This is a genomic window from Arthrobacter sp. 147(2020), assembly GCF_013116715.1.
GTDB lineage: Bacteria > Actinomycetota > Actinomycetes > Actinomycetales > Micrococcaceae > Arthrobacter_D.
In genome coordinates this window covers 38,445-58,992 of the sequence record NZ_JABFOM010000018.1, presented here as the reverse complement: position 1 = coordinate 58,992, position 20,548 = coordinate 38,445, and the positions used below count along the sequence as shown (strand labels likewise).

Genomic DNA, 20,548 nt, shown 5'->3' with positions numbered 1-20,548 from the left:
GTCACCCCTTCAGGCCCTGGGTGGCAACCCCGGCCACGAGGAACCGCTGGAAGATGACGAAGAACAGCATCACCGGCAGGAGGGCGAGAACCGAGATCGCAACGGTCGCGCCGTAGTCGGAGGCACTGGATTGGTCGTTGAACACGCGCAGCGCCAACGGCAGCGGATAGTTCTCCGGCGAGTTCAGGTAGAGCAGCGGGCCGAGGAAGTCGTTCCAGCTCCAGATGAACGCGAAGATCGAGGAGGTGATCAGGGCGGGCTTGATCAGGGGGACGGTGATCGACCAGAAGATCCGCCAGTGCCCGCACCCGTCGATGCGGGCCGCCTCGTCCAGTTCCTTCGGCAGGTTCCTGATGAACTGGACAATCAGGAACACGAAGAATGCCTCGGTGGCGAGGAACTTGCCCACCAGCAGCGGGGCGAACGTGTCCACCATGCCGAGGTTCCGGAAGATCATGTACTGCGGGATGATCAGCACGTGGAACGGCAGAAGCAGCGTGCCGATCATCATGGCGAAGAACAGCGGCCGGCCCTTGAAGTTCAGGCGGGCGAACGCGTAGGCCGCCATCGATGAGGAGATCACCGTGCCGATGACCGCCCCGATACCAAGGATGGTGGAGTTCCAGAAGAACCTCCAGGTGGGGATGCCGGCGACACCCTCCATCACCTTGATGAAGTTGTCGAAGGTGGGGTTCTCGGGCAGCAGACCCTGGTTGGACCCGAACTCCGAGCTCGGCTTGAACGACGCGGAGATCATCCACACCAGTGGATACAGCACGACGACGGTCAGCAGCACGATGCCGACAATCCAGGCCACATTCGCTGCGGTCCGGCGGGGTGGCTGGCGACGCTTGTGAATGGGTTGCACCGGCGGGGGCACGGTGGGGGTTGATTCGATGGTGCTCATTTGGTGTCACCTCCGTAGTGCACCCAGCTCTTGGAGGTGCGGAAGAGAATGAAAGCGAGGATGCCCACCGCGATCAGCAGAACCCAGGCCATCGCCGAGGCGTAGCCCATCTGATTGTTCGTGAACGCGCGGGTGTAGAGGTAGACGGTGTAGAAGTTGGTGGCGCCCGCGGGCCCCCCGGAGCCTGAGCCGATGATGTAGGCGGATGCGAAAATCTGGAAGGCGCCGATCATCTCCAACAGCAGGTTGAAGAAGATCACCGGCGAGAGCATCGGCAGGGTGACGCTGATGAACTTCCGCCAGGCCTTCGCCCCATCCACCGACGCAGCCTCGTAAAGTTCGGCTGGCACCTGCTTCAGTCCGGCCAGGAAGATGACCATCGGTGCGCCGAACTGCCAGACAGCCAGCAGGATCATCATGGGCATGATCAGTGCTGGCACGCCGACCCAGCCACCCAGGTTGATCCCGAGGAAGCTGAGCCCGCTGTCAACCGGGCCCTCGGCGGAGAACATTGCCCGCCATACGATCGCGATGCTCACCGAGGCGCCGATGAGACTCGGTGCGTAGAACGCCGAGCGGAAGAAACCGGACCCCTTCGACTTGTAGTTCAGCAGCATCGCGACGCCCAGGGCGGCCGCCAGCTTGATCGGTGTCCCCACCAGTACATAGATGAGGGTGATCTGGACCGAGCCCCAGAACACGGTATCGCCGGCCATCCGTTCGAAATTCGCCAGGCCTGACCATTCGGGGGCAGTGAAAAGGTTGTAGTCGGTGAAAGCCAGATAGAGGGAGAACAGCATGGGGCCCAAGGTCAAGGCGAAGAGTCCCACCAGCCAGGGGGCGAGGAAGGCGTACCCGGCGACCGTCTCCGAATTGCCCTTGCGTTTGGGGTGCCCGCCCGCCCGGCGGTTGCCCGCCGGACGGGCGCCGGGTTCGGCGGTTGTGCGGGTGTTTTGTGGCGCTGGCGCCGATCCCGTGGTCATCACACTGCTCCTAGGCTCTACGGTCGGTTCAGCTGCCGAGGGTGACAGCGACCTCGTCGAAGAACTGCTGTGCAGCTTCCTCCGGCGTGATGGCTCCCAGACCGATTGAGGTACCGAGCGTGAGGAAGGTGTTCTCCAGCGCGCCGTAGCCGACGACGGGCGCGGCGGGAGGGTCTCCGATGCGGTCAGCGACGGAGTCGAGGTATTCCTTGACCTCCAGATCCGGCCCTTCGAGGCTTGCCCCTTCCAATGCGGTTTCCGAGGCGGGAACGCCGAGGCTGGCCCCAAAGATTTCGCCGACCTCCGGGCTGTTGATCAGGAACTCGACGAACGCCACTGCAGCTTCGGGGTGCTCGGTGCCCGCGGAAACCGCGTGCAGCATGCTGGGCTTCTGGTACAGGTCCTTGACCGAGGGGTCGCTGGTGGGCGGCGCCAGGATGGTCAGGTCCTCGGCGCCGGTGTCGCCGAGGTAGCCGCCCATGAAGTTGGACCAGGTCATTTCGCTTGCGGTGAGGTTGGACCCGAAGCCTGACTTCGGGGCAACCTCTTCCAGCTGGCGGGCGGGGATGGTGACGTTGTCGCGCAAGCCCTGGGCGCTGCTCCAGAATTCGGCAAGCTCCTCCTGGGTGAAGTTCAGTTCTCCCTCGTCGGTGAACAGCTCACGGCCTTCCTGGCGCATCTGCAGTTCAAGGTTCTGGATGCGGCCGGTGTAGTCGGTGCCGCCGTAGACCTCTCCCCCGGACGCCTCGGTGACGCTGGTCATATACGCGTCGTAGTCCTCCCAGGACGTGCCGCCTTCATATCCGGTAGCACCTGTTTCCTCAAGCACTGCCGGATTCTCGAAGAGGGACCAGGCGTTGTAGCCGGTGGGGACGGCGAGGGTCTGATCCTCGAGCCGACCGGTGGCCATCAGCGTCTCGTCGATGCCATCGGTGGTCAGGCCGTTGCCCTCGTATTCGGTGAGGTCAAGCAGCACGCCGTTCTCGCCGTACTGGCGAAGGTAGCTGTAGTCGAACTGCATGACGTCGGGCAGGCCGCCACCGGCAGCCTCGGTCTGGCGCTTCTCCCAGTACGCAGGGAAGTCCATGAAGGTGCCGTTGACGTCAATGTTCGGGTTCTCATCCTCAAACAGGGCGATGGCTTCCTCGTAGCGGGAGGCACGATCCTCGTTGCCCCACCAGGTGAAGTTGAGGGTGACTTCCTCATTCGGGTCGGGGGTTCCGCCGGCGTCGCCGCCGTTGCCACCGCAGGCGGTCAGCATCAGAACCGCTGCGACCGTGACCGCTACGCCGGACCCGGCGCGTCGTGAAAATTTGTTGAACATCTTTGTCCTCCTGGGAACGGCTCAGATAACTGGTGAAGCTCTTCTGACCCGCTGGTACTATGACTTACATCACGGGGGAAAGCGCTCTCCGATGAGACTAAATTGAATCGTCTCAATTTGCAAGGCTTTGTTCTCAAATACTGTGATCCAAGACCCCTCCGAGACGACAACGAGCTAAGGAAACCGCTAGATGCCGCAGTTTGACCTCCCGCTCAGCGAGCTCCAGCAGTACCTCCCCGCCCGGAGTGAACCCGCGGATTTCGACGCCTTCTGGGAGAAGACCCTGGCCCAGGCCGCGTCCTTCACCCTTGATGCCCGCTTCGAGGAGGTCGACGCCGGATACTCGGAACTGGTGACCGAGGATGTCACCTTCGCCGGCTACGGGGGCCACCCCATCAAGGGGTGGCTGCTCCGGCCACGCTCCGCGACCGGGCCGCTGCCCACCGTGGTGACGTACATCGGATACGGCGGCGGCAGGAGCCTCCTCGGTGAGTGGACCGCCATCCCGAGCGCCGGCGTCGCGCACTTCGTGATGGACCTGCGGGGCCAGGGCGCCGGACACCGGAGTGGCGACACCCCCGACCCCGGCGTGGGTGGGCCGCACTTTGGCGGTCATCTGACGCTAGGTATCGATTCCCCTGAAACCTACTACTACCGCCGGCTGTTCACTGACGCGGTCCGCGCGGTGGAGGCTGCCCAGTCGCACGCCTTCGTGGACCGGGAGCGGGTGCTTATCTCGGGCGGAAGCCAAGGCGGCGCAATCGCGCTGGCCGCAGCCGCCCTGACACCCCTGCGGCTGGAGCACCCTCCGGTCGCCGCGATTGTCGACGTGCCGTTTCTCGCGCATGTTCGCAGGGCCACTGAACTGGTCAATACCGCCCCCTACAGCGAGCTGGTGCGCTACCTCGGGATCCAGCGCGGCCGCGAGGAGGAAGTCTTCGCGACGCTGGCCTATTTTGACGGGGTCAACTTCGCCGCCCGGGCGGGTATCCCGGCACTGTTCTCGGTGGGCCTGCTCGACGACATCTGCCCGCCGTCGTGCGTGTACGCCGCCTACAACCACTACGCGGGGGCAAAGTCGATGAATGTCTTCCCGTACAACGGCCACGAGAACGGCGGACCCGCCCAGGCGGCCGAACACATCAGGTTCCAACGGGACGTCTTCTCCCGCTGAGCCGCCAGGCTCAGCTCCTCACGAGGAGCTGAGCCTGGCCGCCGGCAGGAAAGGGCGGGCTACCCGACCATTCCGAGGATGGTCCGGGCACCGTTATCGAGCACCGCGCGCGCCGGGGCGGAGACGACGTCGGGCTTCTTGGACTGCCCCAGGAACTTCACGAACTTCTCCATTGCCTTGCGCACCTTCGCCAGATCACCCTGTGCGGCCGCACGTTCGGCCTGGGCCAGCGACGATTCCAGTTGCTTCGCCACCGGGCCAGCAACCTCCCCGCTGACGGTCAGGGTCTCGAGGGTGGAGCCGAGGGCGCTGACGATACCGGGGGTCCAGGCCTCAGGGACCGGAACCGCGGCGAAGTCCATATCCGAGGCGAGGTAGTAGCTCGGGTAGGACGGCTGGTTGTAGGTGGTGTTCTGGCGGGCCACCTCGGCCCGGTACTGCGGGTCGTGCATCAGCGTGGAGAGCTTATGCCCGGTTACCTCAGTGCTCAGGTAGACCCGAATTGCTGAACTGTCAGCGGTGCGGACAAACAGTTCCTCGCGCCAGTCCCCGAAGGCATCCGCGACCAGCGAGGGGTTGCCCTTGGTGCCGTTATTGGTACGGGTGCCCTCAGCGGTCAACAGGGTGCCGCGGGTCCAGTCGTCGATAGTGGGAGTGCCGTCGCCGGAGCCATTGACCAGTTGCGTGGTCAGGTCTGCAGCCCATTTGATGCTCATGTTGGTGCCCGGGGTCCGGGGTTCGAGAATGTCGCCGGTCGAGCTGAGCAGCCCCGATGCGTCGGTGCCGCCCGGCATGCTCGACCAGACCTCGATCCCGTCGACGTCGGCACGGACGTCCCCGATCATGCCGCGCCCGGTATCGCGCCCCGAGTAGGCACCGAAGAGCACTTCGCCGGTTGCCGCATCGCGGAGCGCCGATCCGTAGGGGGCATAGGCTCCACCCTCGTGCACGGTGAAGATCTCCAGCCCGGGCCGTTCCGGATCAATATCGGTCACGTGCATCGCATCGCCATGCCCCAGACCAGCTTCAACGCCGGGCGTCGCGCTGCCCTCAGGCATGGTGGCGAATGAGCTGTAGAGCAGGGAACCGTCGTCGTCGATCGTCGCTGAACCGTAGACGATCTCCTGCCGGCCGTCGCCGTCCACGTCAGCCGCGCTCAGCGAGTGGAACCCCTGAGTGTTGAGCGACCCGAACTCCGGGTCGGTGCCGGGGCGGCCGTGCGGGCTGTCGTTGAACGGGTTGCTCATGGGCGCGTGGCCACTGTCCACGTTCCATACGGTTGAGAGATTTTTACCGTCCCAGGTGTAGGCGGCCATTGTGGTGCGGGTGTAGTAGCCGCGGGCAAACACTGCCGACGGACGCTGGCCGTCCAGGTAGGCGACCCCCGCGAGGAAGCGGTCCACCCGGTTGCCGGGCTCGATGCGGCTCATCGCGTAGTCGCCCCACATGAGGCCGTCGTCGCCCCGTCCAGGTTCATAGTCGACGGTTTGCAGTTCCTCGCCGGTGGCGCCATCGAAGACCGAGAGGTACTCGGGGCCGCTCAGGATGAAGCCTTCAAACGCCCGCAGGTTGTTCCGGGCGCTGCGCCCGGGCGCGTACTCGTCAATGAAGTAGTCGGCCAGGTCGCGGGCATTCGTATCCGAAAGCGGGTAGGCGTGGCGTGGGTCGATGCCGAAAGCCTCCTCAAGCGTTGCGGGCCAGTTGCCGGAAACCACCTCCGGGTGTTCGTGCCACTGGGTGAAGAGGTCAACGACATGTTCGTAGTAGTCGACTGCGCTCTTGCGGTAGTCGTCGTCGTTGGCGTAACCGGCGGCAAGGTCGTCTTCCGGCATGGTGATGAAGCGCTCGTCGGTGACGTTGCCGGCGTCGTCGTAGGACAGGGTTTTGGTGCCCGGCGCCGTTTTCATCATCATTTCGGTGCGGCCGTCGCCGTCAAAGTCATAGACCATGAACTGGGTGTAGTGGGCGCCGGAGCGGATGTTGACGCCGAGGTCGATGCGGTGCAGCAGCGTGCCACCCACCGTGTAGGTGTCGATGTAGGTGTTGCCCGTGTAGCCAATCTGGGAGACGTCTTTGGAGTTTGTCGGCTCCCACTTGACCACGTACTCGAACTGTCCGTCGCCGTCTGCGTCGCCGAGACTCATGTCGTTTGCGGCATATGTATAGTTTTCACCCGCCGGGGTGACCCCGTCAGCGGGTTTCTGGAGTGGAATTTCGGCATATCCCTGGGCCCACGGGCTCACGTCCCCACTGCGGGCAAGCTCCACCCCGTCGACGACGGCGGCTACCTGGTAGATGGCGGTATCATCGGTGGCCACGGGGTCGAGGTAATTGGTGCTGTCGGTAACCGTGGCGATCTTCTTGCCGTCGCGGTAGACGGCGAAGTCCGGGCCCGCCTGGCCGGTGGTGGTGGAACCGGTCACCTCGGTGGCCAGGAGACGCCAACTGAGGAACGTGCCCTCGGTGGTGGCAGCGGCGACAAGTCCGCGGTCGAGGTGCTCCAGCTGGATCCCCGGCCGATTCTGGTGGTGGGCTGGTGCGGCGACCGCAGGAAGGACGCCACCTCCAGCGATAAGGGCCAGGCTCAGAGCGAGCGTAGCTGGCACAGGAGTGAGGCGATAGCGAGTGCTCATCTTTGAATCCTTTCAATGGAAAGCGCTTTCACCAACCTAGGGCAGCCTGGATAGACGGTCAAGGGTGGGCGGGATCTTTGAGCGTGAAGCTCCGCCGTGCAGTGACGGGGCGAGGCAGTTCCAGCACCACCGGTCAGTACTGAGGTTGGTCTGCTCCCGCGAAGCACTACATTAGGGCCGGCCGCGTCCCGGTGGCAGCGGGCTGGCCGCCGGAACGTCCCGGTCACACCGCAGTACACCCTCGCTTACCCAGAGGCGTGCCCGGTGAACCGTCGACTCGCGCAGTGCTCCCACCTGCGCCTCGACCGCGTTGCTGCCACCCCAGTGGGGATGCGTGAAGTAGAAGACGACCGCCTCCTTTCCCCGTACGACGACGTCGGCATGCCGTCCCACTTGTCGGTCGCCGGCGTGGAATCCGGGAATGTCGAGAATGCGCCCCTGCGCGGACCATGTGACGCCGTCGTCGGAGCGATAGACGCGCTGGCCACACCACTCGTCCGCGATCAACCACTGCCAGCCGTCGAGCGCGAAGACGTTCGGACCCTCGTGGGGCACGCCCCCGATGACCTGCCCTTCCACCGCGAAGGTGTGCCAGTCCTGGCTGACGGCAGCATGAGTTGTGGATCCGTCAGCTTCGTCCTTGTACCAAAGGCGCACGCGACCATCCGCTGTGGTGGCGACGGCGGCATCGATCACGTACCGGAAACCGAGGGCGAGGAACCCGTGGTGCTCCCAGCACACAAGGTCCGGGCTGGTGAGGTGGGCGATGTGCCGCTCATGTCCCGCCCAGGCCGACGGGACCCCGTGGATCCAGCTGAGATACATGTGGTACCGGTTCCCATCCCACGCGACCTCGGGTGCCCAGTGGGTGTGGCGGCCCGGAGTGTTGGCGGGATCCAGGCCCTCGACCACCCCGCGGTAGCGCCAGGCCGCGCCGTCGTCGGACACAGCCGTGCCAATCCGGCTGCCATGCACCCACTCCACGCCGAGCCCTCGTGCATGCGGGCGCCGCTGGGTATAGAACATCCACCATTGACCGGTGCGCTGGTGCTGAATGACCGTGGGGTCGGTCGGCCCGCCCAGCGGGTCGGCCAATAAAGGTGCGCTCATTGCCGGGACACCTTCTCAGGGGGCCAACTGGTCCTCGAGGTTGAAAACCTCCTCCAGGATCAGGAATCCTTCATCCGGGCGCCCCTCGAGTTCAATAAAGAAATCGCTCATCTGGGCCTGCCAGCGGCCGTTGACGTCAGTGGCGGCCATGGCGCGCTGGGCCGCGGCGAAGTCGTCAGCTTCCACGTAACCGATCAGCAGTCCATCCTGCCGCAGGAAGAGCGAATAGTTGTTCCACCCCGAATCCTTGAGAGCGTGCAGCATGTCGGGCCACACGGCGGCGTGACGCTCCCGGTACTCCTCCAGCCGGTCGGGCTTCACCTGCAGTTGGAAACAGACGCGTTCCATGGCGCTCCTCCTCGAGTGGGGTGAATCGTTTCAGACAGATGCTATCACTGACGACGGCGAGCGGGGAGGCCTAGAGCGTGCTCCCCCGGCTGACAAGTTCTGGCTGGAAGATGACCTGCCGGCTCTCTGGCGAGAGCCCCTCGATTGCCTCAAGCAGCAGTTCGACGGCGGTGCGTCCCATCAGTTCGGTCGGTCGCCGCACCGTGGACAGGGGCACCACCGTGGACTGGGCGAAATCAATGTCGTCATAGCCGATCAGTGCAAGATCCTCGGGGATCCGCAGACCGCGGATCAGAAGTACTGCCTGCATGACGCCGATGGCCAGCAGGTCGTTGGCGCAGAAGATGCCATCTGGAAGTCCGTCCCGGCCCCGCTCGGCGAGCAGTTCGCCGGAGGCGCGTCCGGCGAGGACGGTCATAGCGGTGGCTTCGACCACCTCCAGCTGGGCATCGGGAACCTCGGCCACCGCCTGCTGCGCACCTTTGAGCCGGTCGGCGACCTGCTGGATGTCGGTCGAGGCGCCGACAAAAGCGATCCGCCGTCGTCCTCGGGACAGCATGTGCTGCACGGCCATATACCCACCGGCAACGTCGTCAACTGATACCGAGCTCACCCGGCCCTGTGGGTCCACCCGGTCCACAAGGACCACCGGGACACCGTGGGCACTCAATTGCTCCAGTCGTGAATCGATGTTGCCAACGGGAGAGATCAGGACGCCCTTGACGCGCTGCTGCTCGAACACGTCGAGGTAGCGGCCCTCCCGGCCAACGTCGTGTGCGCTGTCCCCCAGTAGCACTGTGCTGTCCGATTCCGCTGCGCGGTCTTCCGCGGCGCGAGCCAGCGCCGAGAAGAATGGGTTGCTCACATCCAGGACGATCAGGCCAATAGTACGGCTGAGGCCTGCCCGCAACTGGCGGGCCGCGTCGTTGCGCACGAAGCCGAGCTCGGAGATCACTGCCAAGACCCGTTCACGGGTCTTTTCGGCGACGCGGTCAGGATTGTTGAGCACGTTGGAGACAGTCCCCACAGCCACCTGCGCCTGGTCGGCGACGTCCTTGATACTGACCATTCGGCTTTACCTCGCTTCGCGGAACTACTGGACGGGGAGTGCGGCATCCTGCCGTGCAGCCTGCGAAAGATTGCTTGACACCGTCTCAGTGCCAAGGATACCTTTGAAACGTACCAATGAATCGATTCAATGTATGGTTCGCTTTATGACATTCGATCGCCTCCCGCGGCGGACGGCCCGATGAGTCGGTGCATAACAACTAAAGGCGCGCGCCGGCCCGGGCCAGCAGCGATAGATGTGGAGAAGCAATGGTTGACCTGAGCCGAATATCGGCCACGCTGGAACAGCTCGCCATCGAGGTGCCCTCCTGGGCTTACGGGAACTCCGGAACCCGCTTCAAGGTCTTCCAGACGGCCGGGACACCGCGCACCGTGCAGGAGAAGATTGCCGACGCGGCGAAGGTCAACGAACTGACCGGGCTCGCGCCGTCGGTTGCCCTCCACATCCCGTGGGACAAGGTGGAGGATTACGCGGAGCTGTCCGGGTTCGCGTCCGACCACGGCATCAGGCTCGGCACGATCAACAGCAACACCTTCCAGGACGACCTCTACAAGTTCGGTTCGCTCACCCACAGTGACCCGGCAGTGCGCCGCAAAGCGATCGACCACATGTACGAGTGCATCGACGTCATGAACGTCACCGGCTCGCGGGATCTGAAAATCTGGCTGGCCGACGGCACCAACTACCCCGGGCAGGGCGATATGCGCTCGCGTCAGGACTGGCTTCATGAATCCCTGCAGCAGGTCTACTCCCGGCTCGGGGCAGCTCAGCGGATGGTGCTTGAATACAAGTTCTTCGAGCCGGCCTTCTATCACACCGACGTTCCTGACTGGGGTACCTCGTACGCCCACACGCTTGCCCTCGGAGAGAAGGCCCTGGTCTGCCTCGACACCGGACACCACGCTCCGGGCACCAACATCGAGTTCATCGTCGCGCAGCTCATCCGCCTTGGAAAGCTGGGCTCCTTCGACTTCAATTCCCGTTTCTACGCCGACGACGACCTCATTGTCGGGGCAGCAGATCCGTTCCAGCTGTTCCGCATCATGTATGAGGTGGCCCGGGGTGGCGCACTCGACCCGGCCAGCAATGTGGCCCTGATGCTGGACCAGTGCCACAACCTTGAAGAGAAGATCCCCGGGCAGATCCGGTCGGTGCTGAATGTCCAGGAAATGGCCGCCCGCGCCCTCCTCGTCGATCGCACGGCACTCACCGCAGCCCAGGAAGCAGGCGACGTCCTCGGAGCCAACGCACTCTTCATGGATGCCTTCTACACCGATGTGCGGCCGGCACTCGCCGCGTGGCGTGAATCGCGCGGTCTTCCCGCGGACCCGCTGGCCGCCTACGCTGCCAGCGGATATCAGGAGAAAATCAACGCAGACCGCGAGGGCGGGCAGCAGGCAGGATGGGGCGCGTGACAGTGAACAGCTCAACGATGTCAACGGTGGAGGACCTGATTGCCCGGTCCAACCGGCTCGGCGCGGACAAGCGGAACACCAACTACGCAGGCGGCAACACCTCGGCGAAAGGCGTCGGCACTGATCCGGTGACATGCGAGAACGTGGAGTTGCTCTGGGTGAAGGGCTCCGGCGGTGACCTCGGAACGCTCACCGAACAGGGACTGGCGGTACTTCGCCTGGACCGGCTGCGTGCCCTGACCGCCGTGTATCCCGGCGTTGACCGGGAGGACGAAATGGTCGCGGCCTTCGACTACACCCTGCATGGAAAGGGCGGCGCAGCACCGTCGATCGACACGGCGATGCACGGCCTGGTCGATGCCGCCCACGTTGACCACCTGCACCCGGACTCCGGCATCGCTATCGCCACGGCCGTTGACGGCGAAGCGCTGACCGCTAAGATCTTTGGCGACAAGGTGCTCTGGGTACCCTGGCGCCGCCCCGGGTTCCAGCTGGGACTGGATATCGCGGCGATCAAGGCCGCCAACCCGCAGGCAGTCGGCACCATTCTCGGCGGTCACGGAATCACAGCCTGGGGCGAGACCTCCGGGGAGGCCGAACGCAACTCGCTGTGGATTATCGAGACCGCTGAACGCTACCTGGCGGAGAACTCGCGGCCGCAGCCGTTCGGCGCTCCACTGCCAGGCTATTCGGCCCTACCGGTGGACCAACGCCGCGCGAAGGCAGCCGCGCTGGCACCTGTCATTCGGGGCCTGGCTTCGACTGACAAGCCCCAACTCGGGCATTTCTGCGACGACGCCGCCGTCCTGCACTTCCTTGAGAGTGCCGAACACCCGCGGCTGGCGGGGTTGGGGACGTCCTGCCCCGACCACTTCCTGCGCACCAAGGTCAAACCCCTGGTCCTGGACCTCCCGGCCGATGCGCCCGTCGAGGATGCCGTCGCCCGGCTGAAGGAACTGCACCAGGCCTACCGGTCCGACTACCAGGACTACTACGACCGGCATGCGACAGCGGCGTCCCCCGCCATCCGGGGGGCGGACCCGGCGGTGGTGCTGGTTCCCGGCGTTGGCATGTTCAGCTTCGGTGCAACCAAGCAGAACGCCCGGGTCGCGGGTGAGTTCTACCTGAACGCCATCAACGTGATGCGGGGAGCGGAAGGTATTTCCACCTATTCCCCCATCGACGAGTCGGAGAAGTTCCGGATCGAGTACTGGGCGCTGGAGGAAGCGAAGCTTGCGCGTCTGCCCAAACCCAAGTCGCACGCCGGCCGGATCGCCCTGGTGACCGGGGCGGCGTCGGGCATCGGCAAGGCCATCGCCACCCGGCTGGCCGCGGAAGGCGCCTGCGTGGTGATCGCCGACCTGCACCTTGACAGCGCCCAGCAGGTCGCCGCAGAGCTCGGCGGCACCGACGTCGCAGTCGGCGTCCGGGCGGACGTCACCGATCCCGTCCAGGTGCGGCAGGCGATCGACGCCGCGGCGCTCGCCTTCGGCGGGCTGGACCTGGTGGTCAATAACGCCGGACTGTCGATTTCCAAGCCCCTGCTCGAAACCACCGAACAGGACTGGGACCTGCAGCACAACGTCATGGCCAAGGGGTCCTTCCTGGTGTCCCAGGCGGCAGCGAAGGTGCTCATCGACCAGGAGATGGGTGGGGACATCATCTACATCTCCTCGAAAAACTCGGTTTTCGCCGGCCCCAATAACATCGCCTATTCCGCCACAAAAGCGGACCAGGCGCACCAGGTGAGGCTGCTCGCCGCCGACCTCGGCGGGTACGGGGTCCGCGTCAACGGGATCAACCCCGATGGAGTGGTCCGCGGTTCGGGGATTTTCGCCGGCGGGTGGGGCGCAAAGCGTGCTGCGGTCTACGGGGTCGACGAGGACAAACTCGGCGAGTACTACGCCCAGCGCACCCTGCTCAAGCGGGAGGTACTCCCAGAGAACGTGGCCAGCGCCGTCGCCGTCCTTACCTCCGACGCGCTGTCCCACACCACTGGGCTGCACATCCCCGTGGATGCGGGTGTTGCCGCGGCCTTCCTCCGATGATCGACGACGCCCGGCCGGTGTTTGTCGCCGTCGACATCGGCGCCTCCTCGGGCCGGGTCATCCTGGGCCAGGTCGGGACAGACGGGCCGCGGCTGCAACTGGTGCACCGGTTTCCCAACGGTGCGGTCGAGGTCGATGGCACGCTGCGCTGGGACGTCCACTCCCTCTTTGAGCAGGTGCTTGCCGGGCTGACGCTGGCGTCGGGCGCACTGGAGCCCGGGGAACGGATCGCGAGCATCGGCGTTGACACCTGGGCGGTGGACTACGGACTGATTGACGACGACGGCGCCCTCGCCACCCTGCCGTACAGCCACCGGGACGGGCGCGGCGAGACTGCAGTCGCGGCGGTGCACCAGCTCATGGATTTCGATCGCCTGTACAGCACCACCGGCGTGCAGTTCCTTCCGTTCAACACGCTCTACCAACTGGCGTCCGAGGCCTCCCTTGAAGGGGTACAGGCGCTCCTGATCCCGGACCTGCTCTGCTTCTGGCTGACCGGCCGGCGGGCCAGCGAGGCGACCAATGCCTCCACCACGGGGCTCACGGACGCGCGCACCGGCGGCTGGGATCCCGGGATCCTTGCCCGGCTCGGGATTCCCGCAAGTCTTTTTCCGGCTCAGATCGAGCCGGGTCAAACGCTGGGGATGCTGCTGCCCGGGATTTCCCGTCAGACCGGGTTGCCGCCGAACACAGCTGTCGTTGCGGTGGGTTCGCATGACACGGCATCAGCGGTTGCCGCCGTCCCCGCCCTGGCTGAGGGGTTTGCCTACATTTCGTCGGGCACCTGGTCGCTGGTCGGCGTCGAGCTGGCCCAGCCGGTGCTCTCCCCCGCGAGCCGCACCGCCAACTTCACCAATGAACGCGGCATCGACGGGACAGTGAGGTACTTGCGGAATGTCGGCGGGCTGTGGCTGCTCCAGGAGTGCCTGCGCTCCTGGACCGACGCCGGAGATTCCCACGACCTGGCAGCGCTGTTGGCAGAGGCGGCGTCCCTGCCTGCCGGGGGCCCACTGATCGATGCCGACTCGCCGGAGTTCATCCCGCCCGGGAACATGCCGCGGCGGATCCGGGACGCAGCCCACCGTGCCGGGGGTGTGGCACCTGCTGGACCGGCCGGCGTCGTGCGGTGCATTCTCGAGAGCCTCGCCGCCGCCTATGCGCGGACCGTGCGGCAGGCTGTCGACCTATCCGGGACCGAAGTGGACGTGGTGCACATAGTGGGAGGCGGTTCCCAGAACACCCTGCTGTGCCAGCTCACCGCCGACGCGACCGGGCTGCCGGTCGTGGCCGGCCCGGTCGAAGCCACGGCACTGGGCAATGTCATGGTGCAGGCGCGGGCGGCCGGCCTGCTGGGGGAGACCGCCTCGCTCGCCGACATCCGGGCTGCCGTGGCCCGGACCGCCGACACCACCCGGTACACGCCGTATGGGGAGGGTGGAGTGCAGGACGCCGTCACCGAACCGGCTCGACGACGGCACCTTCTGCCGGAACTCCGCTCTCCCTAAGGAGGGCCCGGCTGGCTCCGCGCGGCCACTCGCGGAACCGTTCAAAGGCGAGGGGAATGCCATGCGCTGTGGCGAGGTCCAGGCTATCCATGACCTGGAGGTGCACGTGCGGTTGTGTCGAGTTGCCCGAGTTGCCGCACTCCCCGAGGAACTGGCCAGCGGCCACCGTGTCACCGACTGTCACGTTCAGCGAGCCCTTCCGGAGATGGACGAGGGCGACGTACTCGGCGGGGCCAGCGGCAATCACCACGTAGTTACCGGCAATTGACGCCACCCCCTCCCGCAGCCGGGCGGCCTGGCCCAGCGCATAGGACACCAGGGTGAACTGCGACCGGCGCGCCTCATGGTCGGGTTCGCCGTCGTGCACTCGAACGACCATTCCCGCCAGCGGCGCCAGGATCGGACGCCCGAAGGCAAAGAACCGGTCGACCGGTTCGGTGGAGAAGGCCGTCCGCCAGTCGTTTCGAATTGACGTACGCCGACGGTCATCCACCCCCACGAAGTCAATGGCATACCGACCGCCCAGCAGATCCGTTCCGTGGCTCGGCACGCGTCGGGCCGGGCTGTTCTCGGTCAGCCACCGACCCTCGAAGGGCAACGCCAAGGTGAATGGTTCATGCACTGTGCCGACCATTTGCTCATTCTAGGACTGCTACGCAGGAAACGGCCCGGGGGGCAGGAATCGCCGATTGCAACCGGCGGGTCTGTTCCTCAGGGCCGTTTCTGGACGGGTAGCTAGCGCCCTCTAGGGTCGCCACTCCTGGATGATCCGCGGGCTCGCGTGGATGCACATCATGGACAGGGTGACATCGCCGTTGTTGGTGAACCCGTGCCAGGTGTCAGGCGGCACCACGATGGTCTGGTCCGTGAGACCGTCCTGGGACTGATCATCCACCAGGAACGTCGCTGCTCCGGAGAGGACCACCCACGTCTCGGAGTAGGGATGACGATGCTGGGCGACGCCCTGTCCCGGCTCGAACTGGACCCGGAAGAACGAAACACCGGATCCGTAGGACTCGCCTTCGAAGCGGATGGTCTTGCTGCCGTCCAACCTCAACTGCCCGGCGTCGACGACCCTGGCCGTGCCCGGCAGGGGCTGGGCAACCCGTCTCATCGTGCGGCCTCACGCGTCCGACGGTTGCGAGTACTTCTGCTGAACGGCGTCCCAGTCACCGGCGGCGGCAATGGGGTCCATCCACATGACCTCCCACTCGTGCCCGTCCGGGTCGGCGAAGGACCGCGAGCGCATGAAACCGTGATCCTGGGTCATGCCCTCGGTGGCCCCCGCGTCCACCGCCCTGGCGAGGAGGGAGTCAATGTCTTCCGGTGCCTCGACACTGAGCGCGTGAATTGCTGCCGTGGTGGAGGTGGTGTCGGCGATCTCCTTGGAGGTGAACTGCCGGAAGTGGTCGTGGCTGAGGACCATGAGGTGGATGGTCTCGCTCACCACGATCGCTGCGGCATTATCGTCGGAGAAGTCAGGGTTAAGCGTCCAGCCAAGGCTGGTGTAGAACGCCTTGGACGCCTCGACGTTCGTCACGGGCAGATTGATGAAGAGTTGGTGCGACATCTGGGCTCCTGGGGTTTCCTGTGATGGGTGAACTTCGGTGCCGCTAGCCTCCAGAACTGATCATCGTTGCGGCTAGTCTTTCGATGTGGATCGAAACGTAGTGACGTTCAGGTTGGGCGCCGACGACATCGGGCTCCTCCGCTTTGGTGTTTCGCCGGGGATAGAACTGGCCCACGCGGTCCGGGCCCTGCAATCGACGGGGAGCAGGCCGCTGCAGTGGGGGTGGTTCCGGAACATCCAGGCTTCAATCCCTGCTGACGCCTTCGCCATCCTGCGACTGGTCATTCCCCCGTCCGGCTACTTCCCAGATTTCCTCACCGGCCCCATTACCGCCGACACCTCCCCCGAGGAGGAACTCGATAACCTCCGCCGGACGGCCCCGGAAGTAGTCCAGGTTCATCTGGGCAAGCTCCTCACACTGGCCACGGGACAACGCCACGCAACAATCACTGCACTCGTCAGCAACCCGGCCAAAGCCCAGGCCCGGATCGCCGAGGCGTGGGAGGAAATGTGGTCCGCGGTCGTGGCTCCCCACTGGGAACAACTCCGCAGGATCCTACACGCGGACATCGCCCACCGGTCCCGCAGCATTGTCGATGCAGGAACAACAACAATGATCGGTTCACTCCACGAACGGGTGAGCTGGGACGGCAGTAACGTCAACGTTCGGATGCATAGTTGGAGCGAAGTAGTGCCCTGTGAAGGCAGTGGAATGCTGCTGGTCCCCACAGTCATCGGCAGTCCCTGGTGTTCAGTCCTCACCGAAAAGCCAGTGCAACCTACCCTCTTCTACCCGGCCCACGGCGTGACCAACACCTGGTATCAGGTGGGGCACACGGCCGAAAAGGCGCTTTCAGCACTTCTCGGCGAGGGACGCGCACGCGTGCTCCTCAGCCTTACCGGCCCCCGGTCCACCACCGAGACGGCCGCCCTCTGCAATCTCGCACTCTCGACCGCATCCCACCATCTCACCCTGCTCCGCGACGCCGGTCTGATTGCCAGTGCCCGGCAGGGGAGCCAGGTACTTCACTCACGGACGCTACTCGGCGATTCCCTCACCGGGTAGCGCCCCACACGGTCGGCATCCAGAGCTGGCATCGGGCGCCGAAACGCACCGAGCCCCTCACCCGTCACAGTGCGAGCTTGAATCCTTCATGAGACGCGGTGAAGCCGAGCCGTGCATAGAATCTGTGCGCATCAGCCCTGGACTTGTCGGTGGTGAGCTGGACCAGGGAGCATTCCCGCCGTTCCGCTTCCTCGATCGCCCAGTTGATCATGGCTGCCCCGAGCCCGGCGGACCGGTAGCCCCCTGCCACCCGCACCGCCTCGATTTGGGCGCGTAATGCTCCACGTCGCGCCAAACCGGGCAGAACGCTGAACTGCAGGGTTCCGACGACGACGCCGTCAACGGTTGCCACCACCAGCTGATGCGCCGGATCCGCGTCGATCGATGCGAAGGCAGTCAGGTAGGGCTCAAGCGACTCGCCACCGTCAATTCGGTCACGGGTGCGCCCCAGCCGGTCGTCCGCGAGCAGTGCCACGATCGGGTACACATCCTCGGTGACGGCCGGTCTGAGTTCGGCAGTCAGCCCATTTGAAAGGTCAATTGTTTTCAACTGTGCCACCGCCCCAACTTACTCTCCGATCTCCGGCGCGAGGCGGATGCCCTCGTGGCGAACTTGTCAGCGCCCCACCCCCGACATAGCATCCAGTAATGGATGCCGTTGAATACACTCCGCGCCGCGATCAGTTGGTCTACACCTTCGGTGGCGCCGCGCCGGTGATGACCGTCCAGCCCGGGACGGTGCTGAAACTTTGGTCTGAAGACGCCTTTAATCATGCGCTGACCAGCGTCGATGATCTGTCCAGCGAGAAGGTCGACCTGCGGTTCGTGAACCCCCAGACCGGGCCGTTCTACGTGGCAGGCGCTGAGCCCGGAGACACGCTGGCCATCCACATCGTGGATCTGACGCCAGCCCGTTCCTGGGGTGCGTCCGCCACCATCCCCTTCTTCGGCGGTTTGACCAGCACCGACCGGACCGCGTTCCTCCAGGAACCGTTGCCGGACACCACCTGGATCTATCACGTGGATACGGCCCGGCAGATGGTCGGTTTCCAGGCGCGACACACAGACTTCGAGGTAGCCCTGCCACTCGAACCGATGCTTGGCACCATCGGCGTGGCGCCCCCCGGGGGTGAGGTGCGCTCATCACTGGTGCCCGAACGGTTCGGCGGGAACATGGACTCTCCCGAGGTCAAAGCGGGAACCACCGTCTACCTCGGCGTGAACGTCGAAGGCGCGCTGTTCTCGATTGGAGATGGGCACTACCGGCAGGGCGAAGGCGAGGCCTGCGGCACAGCCGTCGAAGGCGCCATGAACTCGACCATCATCGTCGAATTGATCAAGGGCGGAGCGCCCGCCTGGCCGAGGCTCGAGAGCGACAGCCACTGGATGGCTGTCGGTTCCTCCCGGCCCATGGAGGATTCCTGGCGGATCGGCCAGGTCGAAATGGTGCGATGGTTCGAGGAACTCTTCGGACTCCACCAAATGGACGCCTACCAACTCCTGACCCAGACTGCGTTGGCACCTATCGCCAACGCTGTGGACGCCAACTACAGCGTGGTCATCAAGGCGGCCAAGAACCTCTTCCCCCGGGCACATGCCTTTGACGGAATACATGACGAGCTGCGACGACGCAGCCAGAACCTCTAGGAGAAACCGATGGACCTACAACTCGGCGGACTGACAGCACTGGTGACCGGCGGGACCAAGGGAATTGGGCGTGCCATCGTTGACTCCTTCGCAGCCGAGGGCGCCAATGTCGCGTTCTGCGCCCGGAATGCCGCGGAGATCACAGCGACCGAGGAAGCCCTGTCAGGAAGCGCCGGGCGGATCGTCGGTACCGCAATGGATATGGGCGATGCGGACGCTGTCGCAGCCTGGGTAGCAGACGCCGCATCGACCTTCGGCGGGATCGACATGGTGGTGAGCAATGTCAGCGCCCTGGCCATACCCGACACCGACGAGAACTGGGAAGCCTCGCTTCGGGTCGACCTGATGGGAACTGTCCGGCTGGTGAAGGCCGCACTGCCCCACCTGGTACAGAGCAACGCGGCGTCAATAATCGCAATCTCGAGCGTCTCTGGCCGTGAAGTGGATTTTGCCTCCGGTCCCTATGGGACGGTCAAGTCCGCCCTCATCGCCTACATGGCGGGACTCGCCTTCCAGCTGGCGGACCAGGGAATTCGCGCTAACACGGTCTCCCCCGGCAACACTTTCCACGAGGGCGGGGTGTGGCAAAGCATCGAAGAGGGCAACCCCGACCTGTTCAACATGGCGATGGGGTTGAACCCGACGCACCGGATGGGCACACCGCAGGAGGTCGCCGATACGGTGGTCTTCGTCTCCAGCCCACGGTCCAGTCGAACCACCGGCGCCAACATTCTGGTGGACGGTGGACTGTCGCGGGGGATTCAGTTCTGAAGCTGGGGAAATTCCCCACTCCATGAAGTGGATCCGGTGTTTTGATAACCACCGATATTCAATTGTTCTCGGGGCTTCAATTCTGTTTGGCTGCACCCTCCGCAGCTTTTGGTCAGAGCAACGGCCACCATGGCGGCAGTTACATCCGGCCGAACCGCGCGCGGATAACCGCAAAGATCCCGTAGCAGATCAGGCCAGCAGCGATGGCCACCAGCACTGCATCGCCAAACGGGTGGTCCTGCAGCGCCTTCAGGCTGCCGTCCAGCCCCGTGGACTCCGACGGCCGGTTGGTGACGGCAGCGACAACGAACAGCAGGCCGACCAGGAGCAGCGCTGCCCCCTTCGCCACATGGCCCACGACCCCCAGCGCGTCGATTACCGCTCCACGACGTGAGTCTTCGAAGTGCTGCAGCTCTGGCCTGAAAGTCCTGCGCAGTCCTTTGACCACAAAGTACCCTCCGATCCCCAACAGCGTTCCACCCACCACCAGCACGGCGACGAGTCCGAGGGGGTGCGCCATCATGGTCTGGGTGAAATCCCTGGTGAACTCGCTCGAGTCGGGTCCGTCCCCCATGGCGAACCTTCCCATCGTCACCGCCATGACACCGTAGGTGACCGCCAGGGACCCCGACGAAATGGCTTTCTCCAGCCGCTTCCCCACGGCATTCCGGCGGTACCGGAGGGTGGCTTCACTGAGCTGCCACAGGGCAAGTCCCGCGCAGCCGACCGCGCAAGCCCACATGGTCCAGGGCCCGACGGTCCCTGAGGCCAGCTGTTCCAGGGCTCCGGTGGGTTCGGCCTGGCCGGTTCCCCCGAATGCCACCTGCAGTGCGATGACACCGATGAGGATGTGAACCACCGCCAGCACCGCGAACCCAAACCGGGCGAGGACGTCCAGTGCCACCCCGTCGGTGATCTTCTCGGCGGTATCCGCGATCCCGGACCCAGTGCTTTCCTCAGCTGCCACGCGTTCTCCCC

General features: G+C 64.9%; 19 protein-coding genes. 7 read left to right on the top strand and 12 right to left on the bottom strand.

Annotation, left to right across the window (positions count from 1 at the left end; all coding sequences use genetic code 11):
• Position 1: 1 nt before the first annotated feature.
• The 3 genes from HMI58_RS12320 to HMI58_RS12310 are packed head-to-tail and all read right to left on the bottom strand — an operon-like array spanning position 2 to position 3,214.
• Positions 2-907 (bottom strand): carbohydrate ABC transporter permease, encoded by a 906-nt coding sequence (locus HMI58_RS12320; RefSeq protein ID WP_171620135.1) that lies wholly within the window; start codon positions 905-907, stop codon positions 2-4.
• Complete coding sequence (locus tag HMI58_RS12315; RefSeq protein ID WP_171584718.1) at positions 904-1,890, bottom strand: sugar ABC transporter permease; 987 nt, start codon at positions 1,888-1,890, stop codon at positions 904-906. The genes HMI58_RS12320 and HMI58_RS12315 overlap by 4 nt, the downstream gene beginning before the upstream one ends.
• Before the next feature lie 28 nt (positions 1,891-1,918).
• Positions 1,919-3,214, bottom strand: a complete 1,296-nt coding sequence (locus tag HMI58_RS12310; RefSeq protein ID WP_171620133.1) for an extracellular solute-binding protein — start codon at positions 3,212-3,214, stop codon at positions 1,919-1,921.
• Between the two features lie 190 nt (positions 3,215-3,404).
• Here HMI58_RS12310 and HMI58_RS12305 point away from each other — a divergent pair, with 190 nt between their 5' ends.
• Positions 3,405-4,388, top strand: a complete 984-nt coding sequence (locus tag HMI58_RS12305; RefSeq protein ID WP_171620131.1) for an acetylxylan esterase — start codon at positions 3,405-3,407, stop codon at positions 4,386-4,388.
• Positions 4,389-4,447: 59 nt separating this feature from the next.
• Here the strand turns inward: HMI58_RS12305 and HMI58_RS12300 are convergent, their stop codons facing one another.
• From HMI58_RS12300 to HMI58_RS12285, 4 genes are all read right to left on the bottom strand, one after another.
• Positions 4,448-7,021, bottom strand: coding sequence for a rhamnogalacturonan lyase (locus HMI58_RS12300; protein WP_171620129.1), 2,574 nt, complete (start codon positions 7,019-7,021; stop codon positions 4,448-4,450).
• Between the two features lie 171 nt (positions 7,022-7,192).
• Complete coding sequence (locus HMI58_RS12295; protein WP_171620127.1) at positions 7,193-8,131, bottom strand: glycosyl hydrolase; 939 nt, start codon at positions 8,129-8,131, stop codon at positions 7,193-7,195.
• A gap of 15 nt (positions 8,132-8,146) precedes the next feature.
• The gene (locus HMI58_RS12290; RefSeq protein ID WP_171584723.1) at positions 8,147-8,479 is read right to left on the bottom strand and encodes an L-rhamnose mutarotase; all 333 of its coding nucleotides are present in this window, start codon (positions 8,477-8,479) and stop codon (positions 8,147-8,149) included.
• A gap of 70 nt (positions 8,480-8,549) precedes the next feature.
• On the bottom strand, positions 8,550-9,548 hold the full coding sequence (locus tag HMI58_RS12285) for a LacI family DNA-binding transcriptional regulator (protein WP_171620125.1): 999 nt from the start codon (positions 9,546-9,548) through the stop codon (positions 8,550-8,552).
• 248 nt (positions 9,549-9,796) lie between these two features.
• Here HMI58_RS12285 and rhaI point away from each other — a divergent pair, with 248 nt between their 5' ends.
• Genes rhaI through HMI58_RS12270 form a run of 3 tightly spaced genes read left to right on the top strand, consistent with a single transcriptional unit; the run spans position 9,797 to position 14,516 of the window.
• Positions 9,797-10,963, top strand: a complete 1,167-nt coding sequence (gene rhaI, locus HMI58_RS12280) for an L-rhamnose isomerase (protein WP_171620123.1) — start codon at positions 9,797-9,799, stop codon at positions 10,961-10,963.
• Positions 10,951-13,011 carry a bifunctional aldolase/short-chain dehydrogenase gene (locus tag HMI58_RS12275; RefSeq protein WP_171620121.1) on the top strand — a complete coding sequence of 687 codons (2,061 nt, stop codon included), beginning with the start codon at positions 10,951-10,953 and terminating at the stop codon, positions 13,009-13,011. The genes rhaI and HMI58_RS12275 overlap by 13 nt, the downstream gene beginning before the upstream one ends.
• Positions 13,008-14,516, top strand: coding sequence for a rhamnulokinase family protein (locus HMI58_RS12270; RefSeq protein ID WP_171620119.1), 1,509 nt, complete (start codon positions 13,008-13,010; stop codon positions 14,514-14,516). The genes HMI58_RS12275 and HMI58_RS12270 overlap by 4 nt, the downstream gene beginning before the upstream one ends.
• On the opposite strand, the gene HMI58_RS12265 is transcribed toward HMI58_RS12270, so the two are convergent.
• The 3 genes from HMI58_RS12265 to HMI58_RS12255 form a co-directional block, all read right to left on the bottom strand.
• Positions 14,464-15,150, bottom strand: a complete 687-nt coding sequence (locus HMI58_RS12265; RefSeq protein ID WP_171620117.1) for a M23 family metallopeptidase — start codon at positions 15,148-15,150, stop codon at positions 14,464-14,466. The genes HMI58_RS12270 and HMI58_RS12265 overlap by 53 nt on opposite strands.
• 111 nt (positions 15,151-15,261) lie before the next feature.
• Positions 15,262-15,630: a cupin domain-containing protein gene (locus HMI58_RS12260; RefSeq protein ID WP_171620115.1), complete on the bottom strand. Its 369-nt coding sequence runs from the start codon at positions 15,628-15,630 to the stop codon at positions 15,262-15,264.
• A gap of 9 nt (positions 15,631-15,639) precedes the next feature.
• The gene (locus HMI58_RS12255) at positions 15,640-16,086 is read right to left on the bottom strand and encodes a VOC family protein (protein ID WP_171620113.1); all 447 of its coding nucleotides are present in this window, start codon (positions 16,084-16,086) and stop codon (positions 15,640-15,642) included.
• Between the two features lie 85 nt (positions 16,087-16,171).
• On the opposite strand from HMI58_RS12255, the gene HMI58_RS12250 reads away from it, so the two are divergent.
• Entirely contained in the window at positions 16,172-17,152 is a 981-nt protein-coding gene (locus HMI58_RS12250) for a winged helix-turn-helix domain-containing protein (protein WP_171620111.1), read from the top strand.
• A gap of 64 nt (positions 17,153-17,216) precedes the next feature.
• Here the strand turns inward: HMI58_RS12250 and HMI58_RS12245 are convergent, their stop codons facing one another.
• Positions 17,217-17,702, bottom strand: coding sequence for a GNAT family N-acetyltransferase (locus HMI58_RS12245; protein WP_225668081.1), 486 nt, complete (start codon positions 17,700-17,702; stop codon positions 17,217-17,219).
• A 98-nt stretch (positions 17,703-17,800) separates the two neighbouring features.
• Between HMI58_RS12245 and HMI58_RS12240 the strand changes: the two genes are divergently transcribed.
• Both HMI58_RS12240 and HMI58_RS12235 read left to right on the top strand, forming a co-directional pair.
• Positions 17,801-18,799 (top strand): acetamidase/formamidase family protein, encoded by a 999-nt coding sequence (locus HMI58_RS12240; RefSeq protein ID WP_171584733.1) that lies wholly within the window; start codon positions 17,801-17,803, stop codon positions 18,797-18,799.
• A gap of 9 nt (positions 18,800-18,808) precedes the next feature.
• Complete coding sequence (locus HMI58_RS12235) at positions 18,809-19,570, top strand: SDR family oxidoreductase (protein WP_171620109.1); 762 nt, start codon at positions 18,809-18,811, stop codon at positions 19,568-19,570.
• Positions 19,571-19,709: 139 nt separating this feature from the next.
• Here HMI58_RS12235 and HMI58_RS12230 read toward each other — a convergent pair whose 3' ends face one another.
• The gene (locus HMI58_RS12230) at positions 19,710-20,537 is read right to left on the bottom strand and encodes a DUF1206 domain-containing protein (protein ID WP_171584735.1); all 828 of its coding nucleotides are present in this window, start codon (positions 20,535-20,537) and stop codon (positions 19,710-19,712) included.
• Between the last annotated feature and the right edge of the window lie 11 nt (positions 20,538-20,548).